This is a genomic window from Micromonospora sp. NPDC047762 (assembly GCF_043204655.1).
Taxonomy (GTDB): domain Bacteria; phylum Actinomycetota; class Actinomycetes; order Mycobacteriales; family Micromonosporaceae; genus Micromonospora.
On the sequence record NZ_JBIDCQ010000001.1, the window covers coordinates 816,707 to 836,593 of the forward strand.

21 protein-coding genes are annotated in these 19,887 nt (G+C 72.3%); 10 read left to right on the forward strand and 11 right to left on the reverse strand.

The annotated features are described in order from the left end of the window. Positions 1-309 precede the first annotated feature (309 nt). Together ACGF3C_RS04010 and ACGF3C_RS04015 are read left to right on the forward strand one after the other, a co-directional pair. Positions 310-3,033: a hypothetical protein gene (locus ACGF3C_RS04010; RefSeq protein ID WP_393218534.1), complete on the forward strand. Its 2,724-nt coding sequence runs from the start codon at positions 310-312 to the stop codon at positions 3,031-3,033. Between the two features lie 117 nt (positions 3,034-3,150). Continuing rightward, complete coding sequence (locus ACGF3C_RS04015; protein WP_393218537.1) at positions 3,151-4,983, forward strand: NHL domain-containing thioredoxin family protein; 1,833 nt, start codon at positions 3,151-3,153, stop codon at positions 4,981-4,983. 34 nt (positions 4,984-5,017) lie between these two features. Here the strand turns inward: ACGF3C_RS04015 and ACGF3C_RS04020 are convergent, their stop codons facing one another. The 3 genes from ACGF3C_RS04020 to ACGF3C_RS04030 are packed head-to-tail and all read right to left on the reverse strand — an operon-like array spanning position 5,018 to position 7,288. Further along, positions 5,018-5,767 (reverse strand): 5-oxoprolinase subunit PxpA, encoded by a 750-nt coding sequence (locus tag ACGF3C_RS04020; protein ID WP_357227997.1) that lies wholly within the window; start codon positions 5,765-5,767, stop codon positions 5,018-5,020. Next, positions 5,751-6,713: a biotin-dependent carboxyltransferase family protein gene (locus ACGF3C_RS04025; protein ID WP_393219080.1), complete on the reverse strand. Its 963-nt coding sequence runs from the start codon at positions 6,711-6,713 to the stop codon at positions 5,751-5,753. The genes ACGF3C_RS04020 and ACGF3C_RS04025 overlap by 17 nt, the downstream gene beginning before the upstream one ends. After that, on the reverse strand, positions 6,611-7,288 hold the full coding sequence (locus ACGF3C_RS04030) for an allophanate hydrolase subunit 1 (RefSeq protein WP_357228001.1): 678 nt from the start codon (positions 7,286-7,288) through the stop codon (positions 6,611-6,613). Before ACGF3C_RS04030 ends, ACGF3C_RS04025 begins: the two co-directional genes overlap by 103 nt. Before the next feature lie 107 nt (positions 7,289-7,395). Here ACGF3C_RS04030 and ACGF3C_RS04035 point away from each other — a divergent pair, with 107 nt between their 5' ends. After that, on the forward strand, positions 7,396-8,073 hold the full coding sequence (locus ACGF3C_RS04035; RefSeq protein ID WP_355004642.1) for a hemolysin III family protein: 678 nt from the start codon (positions 7,396-7,398) through the stop codon (positions 8,071-8,073). A 230-nt stretch (positions 8,074-8,303) separates the two neighbouring features. On the opposite strand, the gene ACGF3C_RS04040 is transcribed toward ACGF3C_RS04035, so the two are convergent. Further along, entirely contained in the window at positions 8,304-8,591 is a 288-nt protein-coding gene (locus tag ACGF3C_RS04040) for a DUF6458 family protein (RefSeq protein WP_350854835.1), read from the reverse strand. 112 nt (positions 8,592-8,703) lie between these two features. Between ACGF3C_RS04040 and ACGF3C_RS04045 the strand changes: the two genes are divergently transcribed. Beyond that, on the forward strand, positions 8,704-9,243 hold the full coding sequence (locus ACGF3C_RS04045) for a SixA phosphatase family protein (RefSeq protein WP_393218542.1): 540 nt from the start codon (positions 8,704-8,706) through the stop codon (positions 9,241-9,243). 48 nt (positions 9,244-9,291) lie between these two features. On the opposite strand, the gene ACGF3C_RS04050 is transcribed toward ACGF3C_RS04045, so the two are convergent. The 4 genes from ACGF3C_RS04050 to ACGF3C_RS04065 form a co-directional block, all read right to left on the reverse strand. Beyond that, positions 9,292-9,561 carry a DUF6458 family protein gene (locus ACGF3C_RS04050; RefSeq protein WP_030487564.1) on the reverse strand — a complete coding sequence of 90 codons (270 nt, stop codon included), beginning with the start codon at positions 9,559-9,561 and terminating at the stop codon, positions 9,292-9,294. A 194-nt stretch (positions 9,562-9,755) separates the two neighbouring features. After that, on the reverse strand, positions 9,756-11,612 hold the full coding sequence (locus ACGF3C_RS04055) for an acyl-CoA dehydrogenase (protein ID WP_393218545.1): 1,857 nt from the start codon (positions 11,610-11,612) through the stop codon (positions 9,756-9,758). Positions 11,613-11,741: 129 nt separating this feature from the next. Further along, positions 11,742-12,866, reverse strand: a complete 1,125-nt coding sequence (locus ACGF3C_RS04060; protein WP_357200720.1) for a PP2C family protein-serine/threonine phosphatase — start codon at positions 12,864-12,866, stop codon at positions 11,742-11,744. 104 nt (positions 12,867-12,970) lie between these two features. Further along, entirely contained in the window at positions 12,971-13,609 is a 639-nt protein-coding gene (locus ACGF3C_RS04065; protein WP_393218548.1) for a septal ring lytic transglycosylase RlpA family protein, read from the reverse strand. A gap of 187 nt (positions 13,610-13,796) precedes the next feature. On the opposite strand from ACGF3C_RS04065, the gene ACGF3C_RS04070 reads away from it, so the two are divergent. The 3 genes from ACGF3C_RS04070 to ACGF3C_RS04080 are packed head-to-tail and all read left to right on the forward strand — an operon-like array spanning position 13,797 to position 15,917. Continuing rightward, the gene (locus tag ACGF3C_RS04070; protein WP_393218551.1) at positions 13,797-14,348 is read left to right on the forward strand and encodes a phosphoribosyltransferase family protein; all 552 of its coding nucleotides are present in this window, start codon (positions 13,797-13,799) and stop codon (positions 14,346-14,348) included. Positions 14,349-14,381: 33 nt separating this feature from the next. Then, positions 14,382-15,428 carry a questin oxidase family protein gene (locus ACGF3C_RS04075; protein ID WP_393218554.1) on the forward strand — a complete coding sequence of 349 codons (1,047 nt, stop codon included), beginning with the start codon at positions 14,382-14,384 and terminating at the stop codon, positions 15,426-15,428. A 57-nt stretch (positions 15,429-15,485) separates the two neighbouring features. After that, positions 15,486-15,917, forward strand: coding sequence for an ASCH domain-containing protein (locus ACGF3C_RS04080; RefSeq protein ID WP_357222475.1), 432 nt, complete (start codon positions 15,486-15,488; stop codon positions 15,915-15,917). A 66-nt stretch (positions 15,918-15,983) separates the two neighbouring features. Here ACGF3C_RS04080 and ACGF3C_RS04085 read toward each other — a convergent pair whose 3' ends face one another. Then, positions 15,984-16,865 carry an LLM class flavin-dependent oxidoreductase gene (locus tag ACGF3C_RS04085; protein WP_357200682.1) on the reverse strand — a complete coding sequence of 294 codons (882 nt, stop codon included), beginning with the start codon at positions 16,863-16,865 and terminating at the stop codon, positions 15,984-15,986. A 47-nt stretch (positions 16,866-16,912) separates the two neighbouring features. On the opposite strand from ACGF3C_RS04085, the gene ACGF3C_RS04090 reads away from it, so the two are divergent. The 3 genes from ACGF3C_RS04090 (at position 16,913) to ACGF3C_RS04100 (ending at position 18,791) form a co-directional block, all read left to right on the forward strand. Next, a complete protein-coding gene (locus ACGF3C_RS04090; RefSeq protein ID WP_393218558.1) occupies positions 16,913-17,332 on the forward strand; it encodes a hypothetical protein in 420 nt (139 codons plus the stop codon). Between the two features lie 77 nt (positions 17,333-17,409). Then, positions 17,410-18,114 carry a dihydrofolate reductase family protein gene (locus tag ACGF3C_RS04095; protein ID WP_357200669.1) on the forward strand — a complete coding sequence of 235 codons (705 nt, stop codon included), beginning with the start codon at positions 17,410-17,412 and terminating at the stop codon, positions 18,112-18,114. Positions 18,115-18,146: 32 nt separating this feature from the next. Beyond that, a complete protein-coding gene (locus tag ACGF3C_RS04100; RefSeq protein WP_393218561.1) occupies positions 18,147-18,791 on the forward strand; it encodes a dihydrofolate reductase family protein in 645 nt (214 codons plus the stop codon). A 24-nt stretch (positions 18,792-18,815) separates the two neighbouring features. Here ACGF3C_RS04100 and ACGF3C_RS04105 read toward each other — a convergent pair whose 3' ends face one another. Together ACGF3C_RS04105 and ACGF3C_RS04110 are read right to left on the reverse strand one after the other, a co-directional pair. After that, positions 18,816-19,157: a VOC family protein gene (locus ACGF3C_RS04105; RefSeq protein ID WP_357200665.1), complete on the reverse strand. Its 342-nt coding sequence runs from the start codon at positions 19,155-19,157 to the stop codon at positions 18,816-18,818. A 160-nt stretch (positions 19,158-19,317) separates the two neighbouring features. Beyond that, a complete protein-coding gene (locus ACGF3C_RS04110) occupies positions 19,318-19,887 on the reverse strand; it encodes a TetR/AcrR family transcriptional regulator (protein ID WP_357235422.1) in 570 nt (189 codons plus the stop codon).

A 19,887-nucleotide genomic window follows, 5' to 3' on the forward strand; every position in this document is an offset into this window, starting at 1 on the left:
TGGCCCACCCGGCTCACCGGGTGGGCCATCGGCGTTTCCCAACCACCACCACCGGGATTCCGCCCTGCCGCAGCGCCCGGTACGGTGGGCTTCGGTCGTCGCCCGCCGACCCGGCAGAGGCCGAGCCGACAGGAACTGCTCGACATCAACCGGCCACGGTGAGTGACGAGCAGTGCTCCTTGGACGGTTCGTGCCACCACCCGATACCGTGCGGGGAGCCGGCACAGCGGTACGCCGGTGACGCCGGCAGCCACGCCGAGGAGACCGATCGGCACCGGCGAGCCGACATGTGATGGAGGAGGCGCACCCATGACGTCCGAGGGCCCGCACCGACCCGGCCAGGAGCCGGACGAGGTGTCACCGGGCGCCGGCGGACCGGCGCCGTACGGCGACCGCCCGGCGCAGCCGGACAACGGCCAGAACGCCGCCGGCCCCGACCTGGGCTGGGCACCCCCGCCCCCGACGCGACCGAACCCGTCGGCGCCGGCCTGGGCGACCCAGCCCGAGCAGCCGCCGGCCCCCGCCTGGGGTGCCGCCGCCGCGCAGCCCAACGACCCGGCGCAGCCCGCCTGGGCCGCCGGTGGTGGCGCGAGCGAGCCGCCGCAGCAGCAGCCCGGCGCATGGTCCGGCAACGACGGCGCGCCGACCCCGGCGCAGCCCGAACCCTGGGCCGCGCAGCAGCAGGGCTGGACGCCCGCCGAGCAGAGCGCACCCGCACCGACCTGGACCCCGAACCCCCCCGCTGAGCAGCCGGACTGGGTGCAGGCCCAGCCAGCCGCACGGGGCGCCGCGCAGGTTCCCCCGGCCACCGCCGCCTGGCCCGCCCAGGAGGACCCGGCCAGCGGCTGGGGCGGCGCGGCGCAGGCCAACCCGCCCGCAGCCGACTGGCGGGCGACCGAGTCTCCGCAGTCCGACGCCGCACCGCAGGCCGCCGGCTGGTCCGGCGGCGCCCAGCAGGAGCAGGCCACCGGCAACGGCGGCTGGCCCGCCGCCGGCGCCGCCCGCGACGACCAGCCGGTGTGGACGCCGGCGGAGCAGTCGCCACCGGCCTGGGGCCAGCCCGCCGAAGCGACCGAGCAGCCCGCCCCCGGCTGGGGTCAGGCCGCCCAGCCGAGCCCGGCCCGTGGCGCCGCCCAGGTCCCGGCCCCGACGACGAACTGGCCCGCGCAGGACGATCCGGCCAACTCCGGCGGGTGGGCCGCGCAGCAGCAGCAGGCGCAGCCCGCATCGTGGAACGACGGCAACGACGCGCGGCAGGACCAGCCCGCGCAGCCGGCCGCCTGGGCCGAGGCCGAGGGCCGTCCACAGCAGCCCGACTGGGTGCTCCCCCAACCGGAGCAGCCGACCGAGCGGCCGGAGCAGGCAGGGTGGACCCCGGCGGAGCCGAGCAACCTCCCCGCCCGTGCCAGCGCCAGCGTGCCCACCAGCGGCGGCGCGCCCAACTGGGCCGCCGGCCCGGACAACGCCGCCCAGGGCAACTCCGGCGGCGTGCCGGAGGCCGAGCCGTGGGCCCCCGGTGAGGTGTGGGGTCGCGCGGAGGCCGAAGCTTCCGCCCAGTCCCGTGGAGGCTGGGAGGCTGACCGCGGCGACGAGGCACCGGCCTACCAGCCCGGGCCCGCGCCGGGCATCTCGCCGGCGAACGCGGTGCCGCTGCCCCCGCAGGAGCAGCGCGTCCCGGGTGCCAGCCTGGCTGCCGTCCCGCCGTCCGACTACACGCCCCAGGCCCAGTTCGCTCCGATCCCCGAGCAGCCCGCCTACGCCGAGCGGGAGACCCCGGACGCCGCCGCGCAGTACGGTGGCCGCCCCGAGGACGTCTCCGCGAGCGGCGCGGTGGTACCCGCCCCACGCACCTCGCCCGAGTCCGGAGCGGGCCGCGCGGTCGTACCGGTGTCGGACGCCGAGTCGGCAGCCGGCGCGGCGGCCCGGGCCACGGCGAGCGCCTCCGTGCCGTTGGCGAGCCGGGTGATGCCCCCGACCGACCAGGCCATCCGACCGACCGGCACGGCCAACCCGCAACCCAGGGTGTACGGCCGTCCGGCACGACCGGAGCCGGAGGCCGAGCCGGAGCCGGAGGCGTTCCAGGGCGACCCGGGCACCGACCGGCAGGGTGCTCCGGAGTGGCAGAACGACGCGCCACGACAGGCCACGCCCGACTGGCAGCACGAGGAGCAGCGGCAGATCGCTCCCGACTGGCAGAACGACGCGCAGCGGCAGCAGCCCGCACCCGACTGGCAGAACGACGCGCAGCGTCAGGCTGGGCCCGGCTGGGGCGGCGAGCCCTCGGCCGATCCGCGCTTCGACGACCGGCAGCCCGCACCGAACGCGTTCAACGAGGCGCCGCCGGCGTTCCCGCCCGGTGTGCCGTCCTTCGTCGACGCCCCGGGCAACAACAGGCCGGTGAACGGCACCCGCCCGCACTCCGGTGCCGAGCCGTCGGCGGACCAGTTCGGCGGCCCCGGGGCGTCTGCCGCCGGCACCGCGAACGGAACGGCGACCTTCGGTGCGCCGAACTTCGGCGGCCCGGGATCCGGCGCGCCGGGCTACGGCGGGCCGGCGACCGAACCGGTGCCCGGCGGCGGTTTCCCGCCGTCGTTCCCGCCACCGCCGCAGCCCGCGTCGTCCTGGGGCCAGGAGGCCGGCCAGTCGGACCAGGGCCGGTTCGACGCGTTCAAGCCGGACGCCGTCGACGAGCCGAAGGTGGAGCCACCGACGCCGAAGGTACGCAACGGCCGGGTGCTGGCCGCGGTGCTGATCGCCGCGATGCTCATCCTGGCGGTGCCGCTCGGCCTGCTGCTTCTGCTCGGCAAGGTCGGCGGGAACGACACGCCGGCCTTCGACCCGGCGGTCGGCACCTGCGTGAAGCAGTCCGGGCAGGCCGGCGCGTCGGCGGCGGACTGCGGCGAGGCGGGCGCGTTCACGATCGTCTCGAAGGTGGACGCCAAGGAGAAGTGCACCGACACGACGCAGCCCCACGTGGTGTTGCCGGGTGAGGGTGCCAACCGGGTGCTCTGCCTGAAGCCGGCCGCGAAGTAGCCGCACCGACGGCGGGGTCACGGGCAACCGTGGCCCCGCCGTCGTCGTACCCGCAGGTGGTACCGAATCTCGCCCCCTCCGGCCGGGCGCGGGCCGGTGGTCAGGCACGATGGGTGCATGAGCGCACGAGTACGGGCTCCCGAACTGCGCGGTCGGGGCTGGCTGAACACCGGTGGACGCGACCTCAAGCTCGCCGACCTTCGCGGCAAGATCGTAATCGCGGATTTTTGGACGTTCTGCTGTATCAACTGCCTGCACGTGCTCGATGAGCTGCGCCCGCTGGAGGAGAAGTACGGCGACGTGCTCGTCGTCATCGGCGTGCACTCGCCGAAGTTCGAGCACGAGAAGGACGCCGACGCACTCGCCGCCGCCGTGGAGCGGTACGGGGTGCACCACCCCGTACTCGACGATCCCGAGATGGACATGTGGCAGCAGTACGCGGCCCGGGCCTGGCCGACCCTGTCGGTGATCGACCCCGAGGGTTACGTGGTGGCCACCATGGCCGGCGAGGGGCACGCCGAGGGGCTGGCCCGACTGATCGACGAGTTGATCACCACCCACGAGGCCAAGGGCACCCTGCACCGGGGCAACGGCCCGTACGTCCCGCCGCCGGCACCGGAGACGGCGCTGCGCTTCCCGGGTAAGGCGGCGGTGCTGCCCAACGGCAACCTGCTGGTCTCGGACTCGGCCCGACACTCCCTGGTCGAGGTCGACCCGGACGGCGAGACGCCGGTGCGTCGGATCGGCTCGGGCGAGCGCGGCCGGGCGGACGGTCCGGCCGCAGCGGCGACGTTCTCCGAGCCGCAGGGCGTGTGCGTGCTGCCCACGCACGTCGCCGAGGTGGCCGGCTACGACCTGGTGGTGGCCGACACCGTCAACCACCTGCTGCGCGGCGTTCGGCTGGAGTCCGGCGAGGTGGTCACCGTTGCCGGCAGTGGGCGGCAGTGGCGCGCTGAGGTCGACGACCACGCCCACGACGCGTTCGCCGTCGACCTCTCGTCGCCGTGGGACCTGGCCTGGTACGACGACAAGCTGATCATCGCGATGGCCGGCATCCACCAGCTCTGGTGGTTCGACCCGATCAAGCGGACCGCCGGCATGTACGCCGGCACCACAGTGGAGGCGTTGCGCGACGGCCCGCTGGCCGAGGCGTGGATGGCCCAGCCGTCGGGGCTGTCCACCTCCGCCGACGGCACCCGGCTCTGGGTGGCCGACAGCGAGACCAGCTCGATCCGGTACGTCGAGAACGGTGTGCTGGGCACCGCCGTCGGGCAGGGCCTGTTCGACTTCGGGCACGTGGACGGCCCGGCGGAGTCGGCGCTGCTCCAGCACCCGCTGGGCGTGTGCGCGCTGCCGGACGGCTCGGTGCTGATCGCGGACACGTACAACGGTGCGGTGCGCCGCTTCGACCCGGCCAGCAACCAGGTCTCCACCGTCGCCGACGGGTTGGCGGAGCCGAGCGACCTGGTGCTCACCCCGTCCGGTGAGGTGCTGGTGGTGGAGTCCGCCGCACACCGGTTGACCCGGCTCGCCCCCGGTGCCCTGTCGGCGGCGGGTGCCAGCACTGTGGACGGGCCACGGCACCGCACCGAGCGCAAGCCGACCGACGTCGCCGCCGGCGAGGTCACCCTGGACATCGTCTTCACCCCGGCGCCGGGGCAGAAGCTGGACGAGACGTACGGGCCGTCGACCCGGCTGGTGGTCTCCGCGTCCCCGCCGGAACTGCTGGTGGACGGTGCCGGCACGGGCACCGAGCTGTCCCGCCGGCTGGTGCTCAACGGCGAGGTCACCGCGGGGGTGCTCCAGGTGACAGCGCAGGCGGCGACCTGTGACGCGGACGTCGAGCACGCGGCGTGCCACCTGACCCGGCAGGACTGGGGCGTACCGGTCCGGGTGGTCGACGGCGCCGTGACCCGGCTGCCGCTGGTGCTTCGCGGCCTGGACGCCTGACGCGATTCGGAGGGGCCCGGCTGGGCCCCTCCGGTCAGGCGAACGGGGCCAGTGTGATGTCGGCGTCGATCAGGCTGGCGCGGACGAGCTCGGCGGCGGAGACCGCGCCGGGGGTGTCCCCGTGCAGGCAGATCGAGTCGACCGAGCAGGGGATGACAGTGCCGTCGACAGCCACCACGCTGCGTTCGGTGGCCATCCGCGCCGCCCGTTCGGCGATCTGCTCGGGGTCGGTGATCACCGCGCCGGGGGTGCCGCGCGGCATCAGCGCCCCGTTGGGCAGGTAGGCACGGTCGGCGAACGCCTCGGCAACCACCGGCAGGCCGGCACCCACGGCGAGTTGGGCGAGCGTCGAACCGGGGAGGCAGAGTACGGGCAGCTCCGCGTCGTAACCGCTGACGGCGGCGACCACCGCCGCCGCCTGGGACTCGTCGGTGCTGGCCGCGTGGTAGAGCGCGCCGTGCGGCTTCAGGTACCGGACCCGGGTGCGGAACAGCCGGCAGAACGCGTCCAGCGCCCCCAACTGGTAGGTCACCTCGTCGCGTAGCTCGGCGAAGTCGTACGCGATGTGCCGCCGGCCGAAGCCGGCCAGGTCCCGGTAGCCGACCTGCGCGCCCACCGCGACCCCGCGTCGCGCGGCGCCTTCGCAGACCCGCCGCATTGTCGACGGGTCGCCACCGTGGAAGCCGCAGGCGACGTTGGCGGAGGTGACGAGGCTCAGCAGTGCCTCGTCGTCACCGAGTCGCCAGATGCCGAATCCCTCGCCCAGGTCAGCGTTGAGGTCCATGGAATCTGACGGTAGTACCTGGCCGGGCCTGCGCGAGCGGGGTCACGTCGGTGACCACCCCGATGACGGGGTATCCACCGGTGGTCGGATGGTCCGTGAGGAAGATCAGGGGTTGTCCGTCCGCCGGCACCTGCACCGCCCCGAGCACGATGCCCTCGCTGGGGAGTTCGCCGGCCACCGCGCGGGGCAGCGCCGCGCCGGCGAGCCGCGCACCGACCCGGTTGCTCACCGGGCTGACGGTGTACGCGCTGCTGAAGAGCCGGTTGAACGCGGTCGGCGTGAACCAGTCCTCGCGAGGACCGGGACCCAGCGTCAGGTGCAGCTCTTCCGGCGGCGTGGGGCACACGGTCACATCCACCGGTGCCGGGGTGCCGACCGGATCACCGAGCGGCAGCAGGTCACCGTCCCGTAGCCGGGGCGGGCCGAGCCCGGAGAGGGTGTCGGTGGCCCGGCTCCCGAGCACCGGTGACACGTCGATGCCGCCCGCCACCGCCAGCCAACTCCGTACGCCCCGACGGGCGGGACCGATCCGCAGTACAGTCCCGGCCGGCACGCTGAGCGGGCGTCCCGTGTCACCGGGCCGGGCACCCGCCTGGACAGGAACCTCGGTGCCGGTGACCGCCACCGTGGCGGCCCGGGTCAACCGCACTGTGCAGCCGGTGAGAGTGATCTCCAGGCCGGCCGCGTGCTCCGGATTGCCGACCAGCCGGTTGGCCAACCGCAGGGCACCCGGGTCGAGGGCGCCGGACCGGGGTACGCCCAGGTGCGCCCAGCCGGGCCGGCCCAGATCCTGCACAGTGGTGAGCGCACCGGCGCGGATCACCTCGATGGCGGCCGGGCGGGTCACGCCGCCACCATCCGCACCGTGGTCCCCGGACCGAGTCGGGCCGGCGGGTCCGCGGCCACGTCGAACAGCACCAGGTCGGTCCGACCGACCAGCAGCCAGCCGCCCGGGGAAGCGCCCGGGTAGATGCCGGCGTACGGGCCAGCCAACGCGACCGAGCCGGCCGGCACCCGGGGACGGGGCGTGGCGAGGCGGGGCAGCGCCAACTCGGCGGGCAGCCCGGTCAGGTAGGGGAATCCAGGGGCGAATCCGCAGAAGGCGACCCGGAACCGGGTACTGGTCAGTTTGTGCCGCACTGCCGGCACGTCCACGCCCCAGTGCTCCGCCACCGCCGCCAGGTCCGGCCCGTCGAAGGTGACCGGCACGAACACCTCAGCCGCGTCGTCGGCCCCGTCTTCGGCTGTGGCGTCACGGAGGTCGGCTGCGCCTCGGGCCCCGGCGACGGTGGACGCCCAACGGGTCAGCTGCTCGGTCGTGGTGGCCGGGTCGGGCAGGCCGTCGAGTAGCACGGTCCGGGCCGCCGGCACGATCTCCACAGCGATCAGGTCGCCCCGCTCCCGACGCCGCCACAGCTCGGCCCGCCACGCTTCGACAAAGGCGGCCTCGGCTTCGGGGGTGTCGGCGGGGGCGGTGCAGTCGAGTAGCAGGGCGTGCGCCCCGACGGGTCGGATCCGCATCCGCTCATCCTCGCCGATGCCGTGCCGATCCGGTGTTCACGTTGACGGTGCCGGGTGTCACCAACGCCACTACTTAGAAGTAACCTACGGTGCCGTAACCTGACTGGGTGACCACCTCCGCCCCGCTTCGCCTGAAGCCGGTCGACATCGGTAAGCCCCGGATGCGCGGCTGGCTGCACACGTACGCCTTCTTCGTCGCCCTGGTCTGCGGCATCGTGCTCTGCTCGATCGCCGCCACCCGACCCGGGTGGGCACCTTTAGTGAGCTGCCTCATCTACAGCCTGACGGTCTGCGGGCTCTTCGGTACGAGCGCGCTGTACCACCGCCGCGTGTGGTCGGAGCGCGGCTATCAGGTGATGCGCCGGATGGACCACTCGATGATCTTCGTGTTCATCGCCGGCACGTACACACCGCTCTGCGCGATGCTGCTCGCGCCCCGGCCAGCCACCGTGATGCTGGCCCTGGTCTGGGGTGGCGCACTGGCCGGCGTTGCGGTCAAGGTGGTCTGGCCGCACGCGCCACGCTGGGTGTCCGCGCCGCTCTACCTGGCGCTGGGCTGGGTGGCGGTGGCCATGCTCCCGGAGATCCTGCACGGGGGCGGCGTCGCGGCGCTGGTGCTGCTGATCGTCGGCGGCGCGATCTACAGCGTCGGCGCGGTCTTCTACGCGTTGCGCCGACCCAACCCGTGGCCGACCGTCTTCGGCCACCACGAGTTCTTCCACGCCTGCACCCTGCTGGCGGCGCTCTGTCACCACATCGCGATCTACTTCGCGCTGTTCGCCTGACCCAATGATCGTGCTCGATCAAGGATGTAGTGGCCTCGCTCGCATTCGAAGGCACTAGTTCCTGGATCGAGCACGATCTTCGCCCGATCACCGCCTCCGGGATCAGGCCCACACTTCAAGATGGCCGGGTAGCGGGGTGCTGGCGGTCCCGTCGCGCACACGCGAGCCGGGGCGCACACGCGAGCCGGGGCCCCGCGACGCTGCGGGACCCCGGAGTGTGTGGGCGAGGATCAGACCGGTCGGCCCGGCCGACGCACCTCGCGGTACTCCTGCACGACCTGGTTGTCCTGGACCGGCACGACCCGGTCGGCGACCACGCGCTCCTCGCGAACCGGCGCGGCCACTACCGGGCGGCGGCGGCTGTTCCAGAAGTAGAGGGTGGCGAGCAGGCCGGCGACGCCGGCGAGCATCAGCACCCAGCCGACCACGGCCAGGTCCAGCCAACCCAGGTCGGCCTCCACTGCGAACGCGAAGATCGCGCCTAACGCGATCAAGAAGATGCTGCCACCAATGCCCATGTCTCGCTCCTCGGCTCTAACCTGGCGTACGTCGCGCCGCGGCCGTCGGTAGGGGTGCGGCATCCATCGACTTACCCAGGCACGGAGATCGCCAATCGGGCAAGCTGGGGGCATGACGGACGCCGACCCCGACACACGGACACTGGTGTTGCTGCGGCACGCGAAGGCCGAGCAGGGCAACGACGCGGCGGACGACGCGGAGCGGCCGTTGAGCGCACGCGGGACCGCCGACGCGGCTGCGGCTGGGGCCTGGTTGGCGCACCAGGGGCTGCTGCCCGACGTGGTGATCTGCTCGACGGCCCGACGCACCCGCCAGACCTGGCACGGGGTGGCGATGGGGATGACCGGTTCACCGCCGGAGGGTGGCCCGACCGGTCCTCGCCCGACTGTCCGTTATGAGCCGGGTGCGTACGACGCGCACCCCGAGGAGTTGTTGTCGCTGGCCCGCACTGTGGACCCGGCGGCCCGCACAGCCTTGCTCATTGCCCACAATCCGGGCATCTCGCTGCTCTCCGCACTCCTCGACCCCGAGGGAGTGAACGACGAGGGTCTGCGCACCGCCGAGCTGGCGGTGCACCGCTGCCCGCTGGGCTGGGCGGAGTTGAGCAGGGCGGGAGCGCCGCTCACGGTTCGGCACACCGCACGCGACTGAGCCACCCGCCGATCCGACGGGTGGCTCAGGGTACGCGTTGTGCCGGGATCAGGACGGCGGCGCGGTTGGTGGCGGCGGGTCCGGCGGTGGCGGCATCATCGCCGTCGGATGAGACAGCCGGTTCTCCTCCACGATGAGGGTTCGAGCCCGCTTGCGCCGGTCCTGCCAGAACCAGACAGTGGTCAGCAGTACGGCCAGCCCGGCCAGGATGAACACCCAGCCGACGGCGCGTACGTCGATCCACCAGACGTTGGCTCTCAGCGCGAAGGTCAGGATCGCGCCGATCGCGATGAGAAAAATGCCGCTTCCTACACCCATGTGCGCTGCACTCCCCCGTGCGGTGGCTCTGGGCGTTCCCTTTCGAGGTCACGCGACGGTTACCCGCCACGGCAGCGGCATACCCGACCGGGCGCGGTCAATCCGTGCCCACCGTCGGGTCGAAACGGCGGCGGCCGACGGGGCGTCATGCCCCGCCGGCCGTCGGTGCCGAGTGGTGCGACCCGGCACAGGACCTAGAAGGCCTCCTCCGGGAGGTCCATGATGTCGAGGTCGGCACCCTCGATGATCCGCCGGTCGGCGCCGATGCGGGGCAGCACCTCACGTGCGAAGAATCGGGCAGCGGCCACCTTGCCGGTGTAGAACGCCTTGTCGCTGGCGGAGACCTCGCCGGTCAGCGCCTTCAGCGCCACCTCGGCCTGCCGCTGCAGCAGCCAGCCGACCACCAGGTCACCGATCGCCAGCAGGAAGCGCCGGCTGCTCAGCCCGACCTTGTAGAGGGCGCGGGTGTCGCCGCCCTGCGCCTCGCCCAGCCAGCCGGTCATCACACCGAGGATGTTCTGCACCTCGCCGAGCGCCTTGCCGAGCGCCTGCCGCTCCTCCTTGAGCTGGCCGTTGCCCGCCTCGGTGGAGATGAACTCCTGGATCTCGCCGGCGACCGCCATGAGGGCCTTGCCGTTGTCCCGAACGATCTTGCGGAAGATCAGGTCCAGGCTCTGGATGGCGGTGGTGCCCTCGTACAGGGTGTCGATCTTGGCGTCCCGGACGTACTGCTCCAGCGGGTAGTCCTGGAGGAACCCGGAGCCGCCGAAGGTCTGCAGGGACTCGTGCCCCAGCATCTCGTACGCCCGCTCCGAACCGACGCCCTTGACCAGCGGCAGCAGCAGGTCGTTCACCCGCTTGGCCAGCTTGGTGGCCTTCTCGTCGCCGGCCGCCTCGGCGATGGCGACCTTGTCCTGCCAGGTGGCGGTGTAGAGAACCAGGGCACGCAGGCCCTCGGCGTACGACTTCTGCAGCAGCAGCGAGCGGCGCACGTCCGGGTGGTGGGTGATGGTGACCCGCGGCGCGGTCTTGTCCGCCTGCTGGACCAGGTCGGCGCCCTGCACCCGGTTCTTCGCGTACTCCAGGGCGTTGAGGTAGCCGGTGGAGAGGGTGGCGATGGCCTTGGTGCCGACCAGCATCCGGGCGTACTCGATGATCATGAACATCTGGCGGATGCCGTCGTGCTTGTCGCCCAGCAGCCAGCCCTTGGCCGGTACGCCGTGCTCGCCGAAGGTCAGCTCGCAGGTGTTGGAGACCTTCAGGCCCATCTTGTGCTCGACGTTGGTGGTGTAGACGCCGTTGCGCTCGCCCAGCTCGCCGGTGGTCTCGTCGAAGTGGAACTTCGGCACGACGAAGAGCGACAGGCCCTTGGTGCCGGGGCCACCGACGCCTTCCACCCCCACCGGACGGGCCAGCACGTAGTGCACGATGTTGTCGCTGAGGTCGTGCTCACCCGAGGTGATGAAGCGCTTCACGCCCTCGATGTGCCAGGAGCCGTCCGGCTGCTGGATGGCACAGGCACGGCCGGCGCCGACATCCGAGCCGGCGTCCGGCTCGGTGAGCACCATGGTGGAGCCCCACTGCTTGTCGATGAAGAGCTTGGCCCACCGCTTCTGCTGCTCGTTGCCCTCGACCTCCAGCACGTGCGCGAAGGACGGGCCGGAGGCGTACATCCAGATCGGGGCGTTCGAGCCGAGCACCAGCTCGGCGAGGGCCCACCAGAGAGCGCGGGGGGCGTTGGTGCCGCCCAGGTGCGGCGGCAGGTCCAGGCGCCAGAACTCGGAGTCCATGAATGCCTGGTAGGACTTCTTGAACGACTCCGGGAGCGGCGCGGTGTGCGTGGCCGGGTCGAACACCGGCGGGTTGCGGTCGCTGTCCGTGTAGCTGGCGGCCAGGTCCTCGCGAGCGAGGCGATCAAGCTCGGAGAGGAAACTGCGGGCGGTGTCGGCGTCGAGTTCGGAGTACGGTTCCTGGCCGAACGCCTGGTCCGCCCCGAAGACCTCGAACAGGTTGAACTCAAGGTCCCGCAGGTTGCTCTTGTAGTGGGTCATGCTCGCTGGCCCCGCTTCCGGACAGGTGTTACCGATCAGTAACCCCGACTGTATTACTCGCGGGTAGGCAGCGACAAGCGGATCACCCAAGTGACGGCCATTACACACCTGCGGGCGCGACCGGGCGGCTCAGCTCTCGGCGGCGCCGACCTCCCAGCTCGGGACGGCGACGGCCGCGCCGGCGCGGGCACCCACGTACTCCATCAGGACCAACGCGATGTCGTCGTCGAGCCGACCGTGCACCCACTCGACCAGGGCGGTCTCCAGCGATGCCAGCCCGTCGGCGACAGTGCCATGGCCGAGCAGTCGCCAGGCCCGGTCGGCGGTCGGGAAGAACTCACCGTCCCGCCGCGCCTCGCCGAGACCGTCGGTGAACAGCAGCAGCCGGTCCCCGGGCTCCAGGCGCTCGACCCGGGGGCGGACCACCGGCATGAACCCGAGCGGAGGCGCCGGGGCCGGCGGTTCCAGCGGGATCACCGCACCTCGGCGTAGCAGCAGCGGTGGCGGATGCCCGCAGTTGACGATCGTGAGGGTGCCGCCACGCTCCTCGACCAGTGCCGCCGTGACGAAGTCCTCGTCGCCGACGTTGCGGGCCACCGCGCGGTCCAGGTCGGCGACGACGGCCCGCAGGTCGGCCCGCTCGTACGCCACGTGCCGGTAGGAACCGAGGACGATGCTGGCCAGCCGGACCGCGTCCAGGCCCTTGCCCCGCACGTCACCGATGATCATGCGGACGCCGTAGGGCGTGTCGATCGCCTCGTACAGGTCGCCGCCGATCTCGGCCGTCGCGGTGGAGGAGATGTAGCGTCCCGCGACCGAGAGCGTGCCGACCTGCGGCCCGAGCGGGCGCAACACCGCCTGCTGGGCCACCGAGGCGAGCTTGGTCAGCTCGACGATCCGCTCGGCCTGCCGCTGGCGAACCCAGGCCACCGCCACTGCCATTCCGGTGACGAGAGCGACAGCGACAACGTTGACCGAGGTGGCCAACGAAACCTTCGGCGCGACCAGCGCGAAGCCGGCGCCGATCAGCGTCGCCGCGACACCCACGCCCAGGACCACCAGCCAGGACGCCAGTGCGGCGGCGAGAACCGGCGCGGCCGCCAGGAGCGCAACGTAGTGCACCTTACGGCCGTCCGCCGCCTCCACCGCCGAGACGATCGCGAGCAGAACGAGGGCCGCGCCGAGGCCGGCGCGGGATCCGGGGCTCAGCGGGCGACGGCCCGACTGGAGGAGTCGCGTGGGTACGAGGGACAGTTTGCCTGATCCACGTGAACCGGTGAATGAACCTGACCCGTCGTCTGAGGAGGTTCTGTCCGGCCGGCCCAGTCGGCCGACCGAATCGGCGTCGCCGCTCCCGCTCAGCCGAGGACCTCGTAGCGGACGGTGAGCGCGCCTACGTCGACCGAGGCGATGCTGGCGAAGGCGGCCCGGGAGAGGTCCAGGCAGCGGCCGTCGATGAACGGGCCACGGTCGTTGATCCGCACCGTCACCGACTTGCCGTTGGCCGGGTTGGTCACCCGGACCTTGGTGTTGAACGGCAACGTCTTGTGCGCGGCGGTCAGCGCGTCGGGGTTGAACGACTCGCCGTTGGCGGTGAGCTGCCCGTCGGAGTAGAACGAGGCGCCGCACGAACCGCTCTCCAGCACCTTCGCCGCGGCCGTGGTCTTCTTGACGGTCGGCTTCGGCTTGGGCTTCGGCGACGTGGTGCGTTCCCTGCCCCGGGAGGCGGCCTGCTGCGACCGGGTCGCCGACGGGCTGGCGGTCACGCTGGGCGAGGCGCTGACGCTCGGGGTGGCGGCCGGGGAACTGGGGGTCAGGCTGCTCGCGGCGGTGGTCGGGGTGAGGTCGAGAGCCACCTGCCCCGACTGGTCGGACCCGGAGACCAACTGCACGGCACCTACCGTGCCGCCGACGGCGAGGGCGACGCCGACCGCCGCGGTGGCCACGATGCCCGCCGGGGAGGAGAAGATGCGGGTACGAGAGTGCTTGCCTGCCACCGGCCCGGTCCTTTCGTCGTCTGAACAAACCGGATCGGACCGTAACGAGAGAAGCACTTCCGAAGTCAACGTGATCATGGTGGTATGCCCGCATTTGCGCAGGTACGTGTAGCCGATCATCCGACCCGGGGTGGGCCGGCTGGCCCGGGTGCCGTCGCGCCCGCCGCCCGTGCCGCAGGATGAGCGGATGCCCGCCGATCTGACCGAACGCCTGGCCGCCCTGTTCCAGTGGATCGACCCCGGCCCGGGCACCAGTCACCTGGTCAGCGACATCTCCGGTTGGTGGCGGGACCCGGCGGTGCTGGCCGAGCTGGGGCCGGCCCTGGTGGCGCCGTACCGGGCCGCCCGGCCAACGGTGGTGCTCGCGCCGGCCGTCACCGGGCTGCTGCTCGGGCCGTTGGCCGCCACCGCCCTCGGGGTCGGCTTCGTGGCCGCACACAAGCCCGGTGACGGACGCCTGCCGGCCGGGCCACTCACCTGGGCACAGAGCCCACCGGACTACCGGGGTCGACGGGTGGACCTCGCCGTACGGGACCGCCACCTCGGCCCCGACGACCGGGTGCTGGTGGTGGACGACTGGGTGCGTACCGGCGCGCAGCTGCACGCCCTCTACGACATCTGCGCAGCCCGGGGCGCCGAGGTGCTGGGCACCGCGGTGGTGGCCGTGGACTGCCCGCCCGAGATCGCGGCCAACCTACGGATCACCGGCCTGATCGACGCCGCGGATCTGCCGGGTTGACCTCAAGCGAGGTTGAAGAACGACGATCGGTGGATGAGCGAGGGAACACTGGACGAGGCGTACGAACGACTGCACCGCACCGGCCCGGAGTTCGAGGGCTGGCTGTCCAACCACGGACCCATGGCCGTCGAGGCGCTGGTCCGGCACGGGCACCAGCAACGGGTGCACCGCTGGCTCGACGACTACCTCGGCCGACTCGATGAGCTGCCCCGGGGGCTGCACCCGATCGACGACTGGCGGGACGCGCTCGGCGACCCGAAGCGCGCCGGTGACTGGCTGGCCTACTTCGACAGGCAACTGCGCGAACACCAATGGCGCGACGTGCTCGCCACCTGGTGGCCCCGGCTGCTGCCGGGCATCGCCGCCGGCGCCACCCACGGCGTGATCCGGGTCGGGCACGCCGTACGCGCGCTCGAAGCGGACGAGGAGAACCCACGGCGGCTCACCGAGTTGGGCCAGGCCCTCGGCTACTGGGCGGCACGCTGGCAGCCGATCCCCGGCACCGACCGGCTGTTCACCGGCGATCCCGACGAGCCTGGTACCGACGACATCGACGTGGCGGGCGCGCTGGCCGGGCTGCCCCGGATCGAGGACCAGACCGGAGGGGTCCGGGACCGGCTGGGCCGGCTGCCGGCCGTACCCCGGTGGGAGCCTGCGCTCGCGGCGCTGCGCCCCGCGCGGAGCCCGGCCGAGGCGCAGCGGGGGCTCACCACGCTGGTGCACCGGGCCGGTCTGGACTACCTGCGTTTCGGGCACACCAACCCGGTCATGCTGGTGCACGCGGTCACCGCGCCGACCGCCGTGCTGCGTACCCTGCCGGCGCTGGACCGGGCTCTGTGGGCGCCGAGCTTCGCAGCGGCCTGGGCCGCGACGGCGGCCATGACCTCCGTGTACGCCCCGGCCAACGGCATCGCGCCACCGACCGTCACCCCCGCGACGCCGTCGGAGGTTTTCGCCCGCGCGGCCCGCCACGGCGACGAGCACGTGGTCAAGCTCGCCGACGCGATCCTCGACGCGTACGCGACCAGTGCCGACGAGCGGCTCCTCACCGCACCTGGCTACGCCGGCCAACTGATCTGAGCGGGGCGACGGGTATTGCGGCGTCGACCGGGGGCGCCCTGGCCTAGCCTCGGCAGGATGTGGCCTCGGATCGGTGAACTGCGCGCCCTCGCCCTCGGCACCCCCGGCGAGTTGCGGTCGACCCTCAACACCCTGGTGCTGGCCGGCGTGAAGACCGCGACGGCCGGCCGACTCGCCGAGTACGCGGAAGAAGGCGAGGAGTTGGAGCACGTCGGCGAACGCCTGGCCCTGGTCGACGACGACAACGCACTGGCCGGCGTCGTGGAGATCACCGAAGTTGAGGTGGTCCGCTTCGCCGACGTGCCCTGGGACTTCGCCCACGCCGAGGGCGAGGGTGACCGCTCGATCGAGGAGTGGCGGGCCGGACACTCGACCTACTGGGCGCGCCTCGGCACGCCGGTCGACGGCGACACCCCGATCGTCTGCCTGCGCTTCCGCCTGGTTTCCGGCGGCGAGGGCGGTGTGGCCAGCGGCGACCTCGGCACCTGACGCGGCGGCTCCCAGCCGGGTCGGTGCGCCGGCTTCCCACCGGGCCGACGTGTCGGCCCGGCGGGCTCAGTCGCGTAGTTGTGGCAGCAGCCGCGTCGCCACGTCCACCAGGACGGCCTCGTCACCGGCGTACCAACTGCTGGCGCGTGGCCAGTGCGTCACCACGTCGGTGAAGCCCAGCTCGGCGGCGCGGCCGACCTGGTCGGCGAAGAACTGTGCGCTGCTGAGCGAGAAGACCGGCGCGGCATCCAGCGAGAGGTAGCGGTCCAGGCTGGCCGGGTCACGGCCGGCCTCGTCCAGGGTCCGGTCCATCCGCGCGGACAACGCCGACACACTGGCCCACCAACCCGCCAGGTCGTTGTCGTCACCCGTGCCGGTGGTCACCCACCCCTGCCCGAAGCGGGCCACCAACCGCATCGACCGTGGCCCGTTGGCGGCCACCACGAACGGCACCCGAGGCTGCTGCACGCAGCCCGGGTTGTTGCGGGCATCCACAGCGGCGAACCAGTCCCCACGCCAGGTGGTGCCGTCTTCCCGCAGGATCAGGTCCAACAACTCGGTGAACTCGGCGAACCGGTCGACCCGCTGACGAGGCGGCAGCGTCTCACCACCCAACACCGCCGAGTCGAAGCCGATGCCACCCGCTCCCAGACCGAGCAGCAGGCGGCCGGCGGAGACGTCGTCCACAGTGGTGATCTGCCTGGCGAACGCGGCCGGGTGCCGGAAGTTCGGCGACGCCACGAGAGTGCCCAGTCGAATGCGCGAGGTCACCGTGGCAGCAGCGGTCAGCGTGGCCATCGAGTCGAACCACGGGCCGTCGACCAGGTCACGCCAACCCAGGTGGTCGTACGTCCAGGCGTGGTCGAAGCCCCACTCGTCGACCTGCCGCCAGCGACGCTGCGACTCCGCCCACCGCTGGTCCGGAAGGATCACGATGCCAATCCGCATGATCGCCACCCTAGTCGGGCCGGCCACCCGCGCCCTACCCTCCGGTGGTGCCCGCCGAAGCAACCGCCGCCCGCGTACCCCCGGCTCGCCGGCTCCGCATGATCCGCACGGTGGCGTTGCTGGTCGGGGTGGTCGTTCCGTCCCTCATCCTCCGCGAGTTGGTCGAGTCCCGGTTCGGCCGCGGGCCGCTGGCCGACCTCAGCGCGGTCGCGGTGCCGGTGGCGGCGACCGCGTGGCTCGCGCCGTACGCCTCCTATCGGCGACGCGACGCCCTGCTCTGGCTGGTCGGCCCGGGCATCTACGTCTTCGCGGTGATCGCCTGGCGGGTGGCCCTCGCGCCCTACCGGGACTGGAGCCCCCGCCCGGAGGAAAAGGCCCGGTTGCGCTGGTCACGCGACCCGGAACACGCCGGGGAGTGGTACCTGACCGAGCCGACGAGTGGCACAGGTCACACTTCTTCCCGGTAGGGACACCGCGTTCGGCTCCGACCCCTCGGGGAGCGACACCCAGGCGGGGTGTCGCCCGAGGAGAGGATCAGAACGCGATGACGAAGGTGACCGCGCAACTGTCGGTGTCGGTGGACGGCTTCTACGCCGGGCCACAGTTCGACGGAAACGGCAACTGGATGGACTCGGAGGAGAGCGCCAAATTCTTCCGGGTAACCCGGTGGGCGACCGAGGCGGCGGCCTGGCGCGAACGGCAGGGCTTCGCCGGCGGGGAGCAGGACACCAACTCCGAGGTGATCGCCGAGTCGTTCGGCGCGGCCGGCGCGTACGTGATGGGGCGCCGGATGGCCGACGGGGGTGAGATCCCCTGGGGTGAGGAGCCGCCGTTTCGCGCGCCGGTCTTCGTCGTCACCCACCGCCCTCGCCAGCGGCTGCTGCGGGGAGGCGGCACCAGCTTCACCTACGTCACCGATGGCGTGGTCAGCGCCGTCGAGCAGGCGCGCGCCGTGGCCGGTGGCAAGGATGTCGCGGTGGCCGGGGGCGGCAGCCTGGTGCGGCAGGTGCTCAAGGCCGGCCTGCTCGACGAGTTGGAGCTGCACGTCGTACCCGTCGTGCTCGGCACCGGCCTGCGCCTCTTCGACGCGGACCTCGACCTGGGCGACCGGGAAGGGGTCGAGCTGACGCCGACCCGCGTCCTTGCCACCCCACAGGTGACCCACATCCGGTACGCGGTGCGGGGTCGCGCCCCGCTCGTGCTCGACGACCGGGGCAGCGGAGGCGGCCCGACGGTGACCGCGAACTGAACCACGGCCCCTCGAAGAAAGGAGGAGAAACCATGCCGCAACTGTTGCGGGTGCAGTGCTTCAACGTCTCGCGCGACGGTTTCGGGACCGGGGAGGGGCAGAGCCTGGAACGGCCCTTCGGTCACGCGGACCCCACCCCGCTGTTCTCCTGGCGTTCCGCCACCGCCAGCTTCGTGTATCGCACCGAGCCGGGTGGCACCCGTGGCCTGGACGACTACCTGACCCGCGACGCCGAGTGCAACATCGGCGCGGAGATCATGGGTCGCAACAAGTTCGGTCCCCAGCGTGGCCCCTGGGAGAACCATGACTGGCAGGGCTGGTGGGGGGACAACCCGCCGTTCCACACACCGGTCTTCGTGCTGACCCACCACGTGCGCCCGTCGTTCAGCCTGACCGACACCACGTTCCACTTCCGCGATGTCAGCCCGGCCGAGGCACTGGCCGAGGCGAAGCAGGCGGCCAACGGTCGGGACGTACGCCTCGGTGGTGGGGTCGCCACCATTCGTGAATTCCTCGAGGCCGATCTGGTCGACACGATGCACATCGCCGTCGCGCCCGTCGACCTCGACCGGGGCGAGCGGTTGTGGGACAGCCCTGACGAACTGCTCGACCGCTTCCACCTCGAGTCGGTGCCCAGCCCCAGCGGAGTCACCCACCTCCTGTTCTGGAGACGATGACCGCGCCCTTCCCGGCACTGTCGTCTACAGCCGCGCCAGCACCAGCAGGCGGTTGCCGTCGGGGTCGGTGACCCGCGCGGACCGCTCACCCCAGGGCTGGTCGACCGGCTCCTCGGTGACCGTCGCCCCACCCGTGCTCAGCGCGCCCACTGCCGCGTCGCAGTCGTCGGCGTAGACGCACAGCTCCCAGCGGTGTGAGTCGGCCGGCCCGCCAGCCTCCGGGTTGGCGGCCAGGCCGAGCTCGCTGCTGCCCAGTCGGAGGGCGACGAACTCCGGTGCGCCCTCGTCTGGGAACCGGTAGGTCAGCTCGAAGCCGACCACGTCCCGGTAGAACGCGATCAGTCGTGGCAGGTCAGGTGTCGTCACGATCGGAAACGCTTCGGTGAACACGGACCACCTCCAAGCCGGACCCTAGCCGGTGCCGGGTCCAGCAGGAACTACCACTGTCGATCCCGGTAGAAGTTGTCGCCTCGTCCGGGCCTCCAGCTGAGCACAGTCGCTGGACTGCCACAGGGGCCAGATCTGCTCACGGCGCCGCGCGTCGGAGGCCGGCGAGAACGAGGGTGATGAGGCCGTCCGCGTCGGTTCGGTAGGTCGGGTGGTCGTAGGCCGCACAGATGCCGTGGAGGGCCATCATGACGGCGCCGGCTCCCACGTCGTCGCGCATGGTCCCGGTCCTGACGGCAGCGGCCAAGAGGTCGTCGATCACCTGGCCCAGGGCTTGGGCACCCTCTGCCAGCGCGCCCGATTGGGTGGCCATGAGCGTGGCGAGTGTGCGGGCGAGGCCCTCGTGGCGGTGCAGGTGCTCCACGAAGCCGCGCAGGAAGGATTCCAGCGCCTCGTCGGCGGGGAGGGTGGCCTGCAGCTCGTAGGCGCGGTCGCACATCGCGGTGAGTTCTTCGCGGTAGACCGCCTCAGCCAGGGCTTCCCGGGTGGGGAAGTGGCGGTAGAGCGTGCCGGTGCCCACGCCAGCGAGTTTGGCGAAGTCGTCGAAGCGCAGGTTGAAGCAGCCGCTGGCGAAGAGCTCGCGGGCCTTCGCGATCAGGGCGTCCCGGTTGCGGCGGGCGTCGGCGCGCAGTGGCTTGGCATCGGTCAC

Bases quoted from the DNA above. Each gene is read 5' to 3' on its own strand.
- ACGF3C_RS04010 (WP_393218534.1), top strand. From the start codon at position 310: ATGACGTCCGAGGGCCCGCACCGACCCGGCCAGGAGCCGGACGAGGTG.
- ACGF3C_RS04015 (WP_393218537.1), top strand. From the start codon at position 3,151: ATGAGCGCACGAGTACGGGCTCCCGAACTGCGCGGTCGGGGCTGGCTG.
- ACGF3C_RS04020 (WP_357227997.1), bottom strand. From the start codon at position 5,767: ATGGACCTCAACGCTGACCTGGGCGAGGGATTCGGCATCTGGCGACTC.
- ACGF3C_RS04030 (WP_357228001.1), bottom strand. From the start codon at position 7,288: ATGCGGATCCGACCCGTCGGGGCGCACGCCCTGCTACTCGACTGCACC.
- ACGF3C_RS04040 (WP_350854835.1), bottom strand. From the start codon at position 8,591: ATGGGCATTGGTGGCAGCATCTTCTTGATCGCGTTAGGCGCGATCTTC.
- ACGF3C_RS04045 (WP_393218542.1), top strand. From the start codon at position 8,704: ATGACGGACGCCGACCCCGACACACGGACACTGGTGTTGCTGCGGCAC.
- ACGF3C_RS04050 (WP_030487564.1), bottom strand. From the start codon at position 9,561: ATGGGTGTAGGAAGCGGCATTTTTCTCATCGCGATCGGCGCGATCCTG.
- ACGF3C_RS04055 (WP_393218545.1), bottom strand. From the start codon at position 11,612: ATGACCCACTACAAGAGCAACCTGCGGGACCTTGAGTTCAACCTGTTC.
- ACGF3C_RS04070 (WP_393218551.1), top strand. From the start codon at position 13,797: ATGCCCGCCGATCTGACCGAACGCCTGGCCGCCCTGTTCCAGTGGATC.
- ACGF3C_RS04075 (WP_393218554.1), top strand. From the start codon at position 14,382: ATGAGCGAGGGAACACTGGACGAGGCGTACGAACGACTGCACCGCACC.
- ACGF3C_RS04080 (WP_357222475.1), top strand. From the start codon at position 15,486: ATGTGGCCTCGGATCGGTGAACTGCGCGCCCTCGCCCTCGGCACCCCC.
- ACGF3C_RS04085 (WP_357200682.1), bottom strand. From the start codon at position 16,865: ATGCGGATTGGCATCGTGATCCTTCCGGACCAGCGGTGGGCGGAGTCG.
- ACGF3C_RS04095 (WP_357200669.1), top strand. From the start codon at position 17,410: ATGACGAAGGTGACCGCGCAACTGTCGGTGTCGGTGGACGGCTTCTAC.
- ACGF3C_RS04100 (WP_393218561.1), top strand. From the start codon at position 18,147: ATGCCGCAACTGTTGCGGGTGCAGTGCTTCAACGTCTCGCGCGACGGT.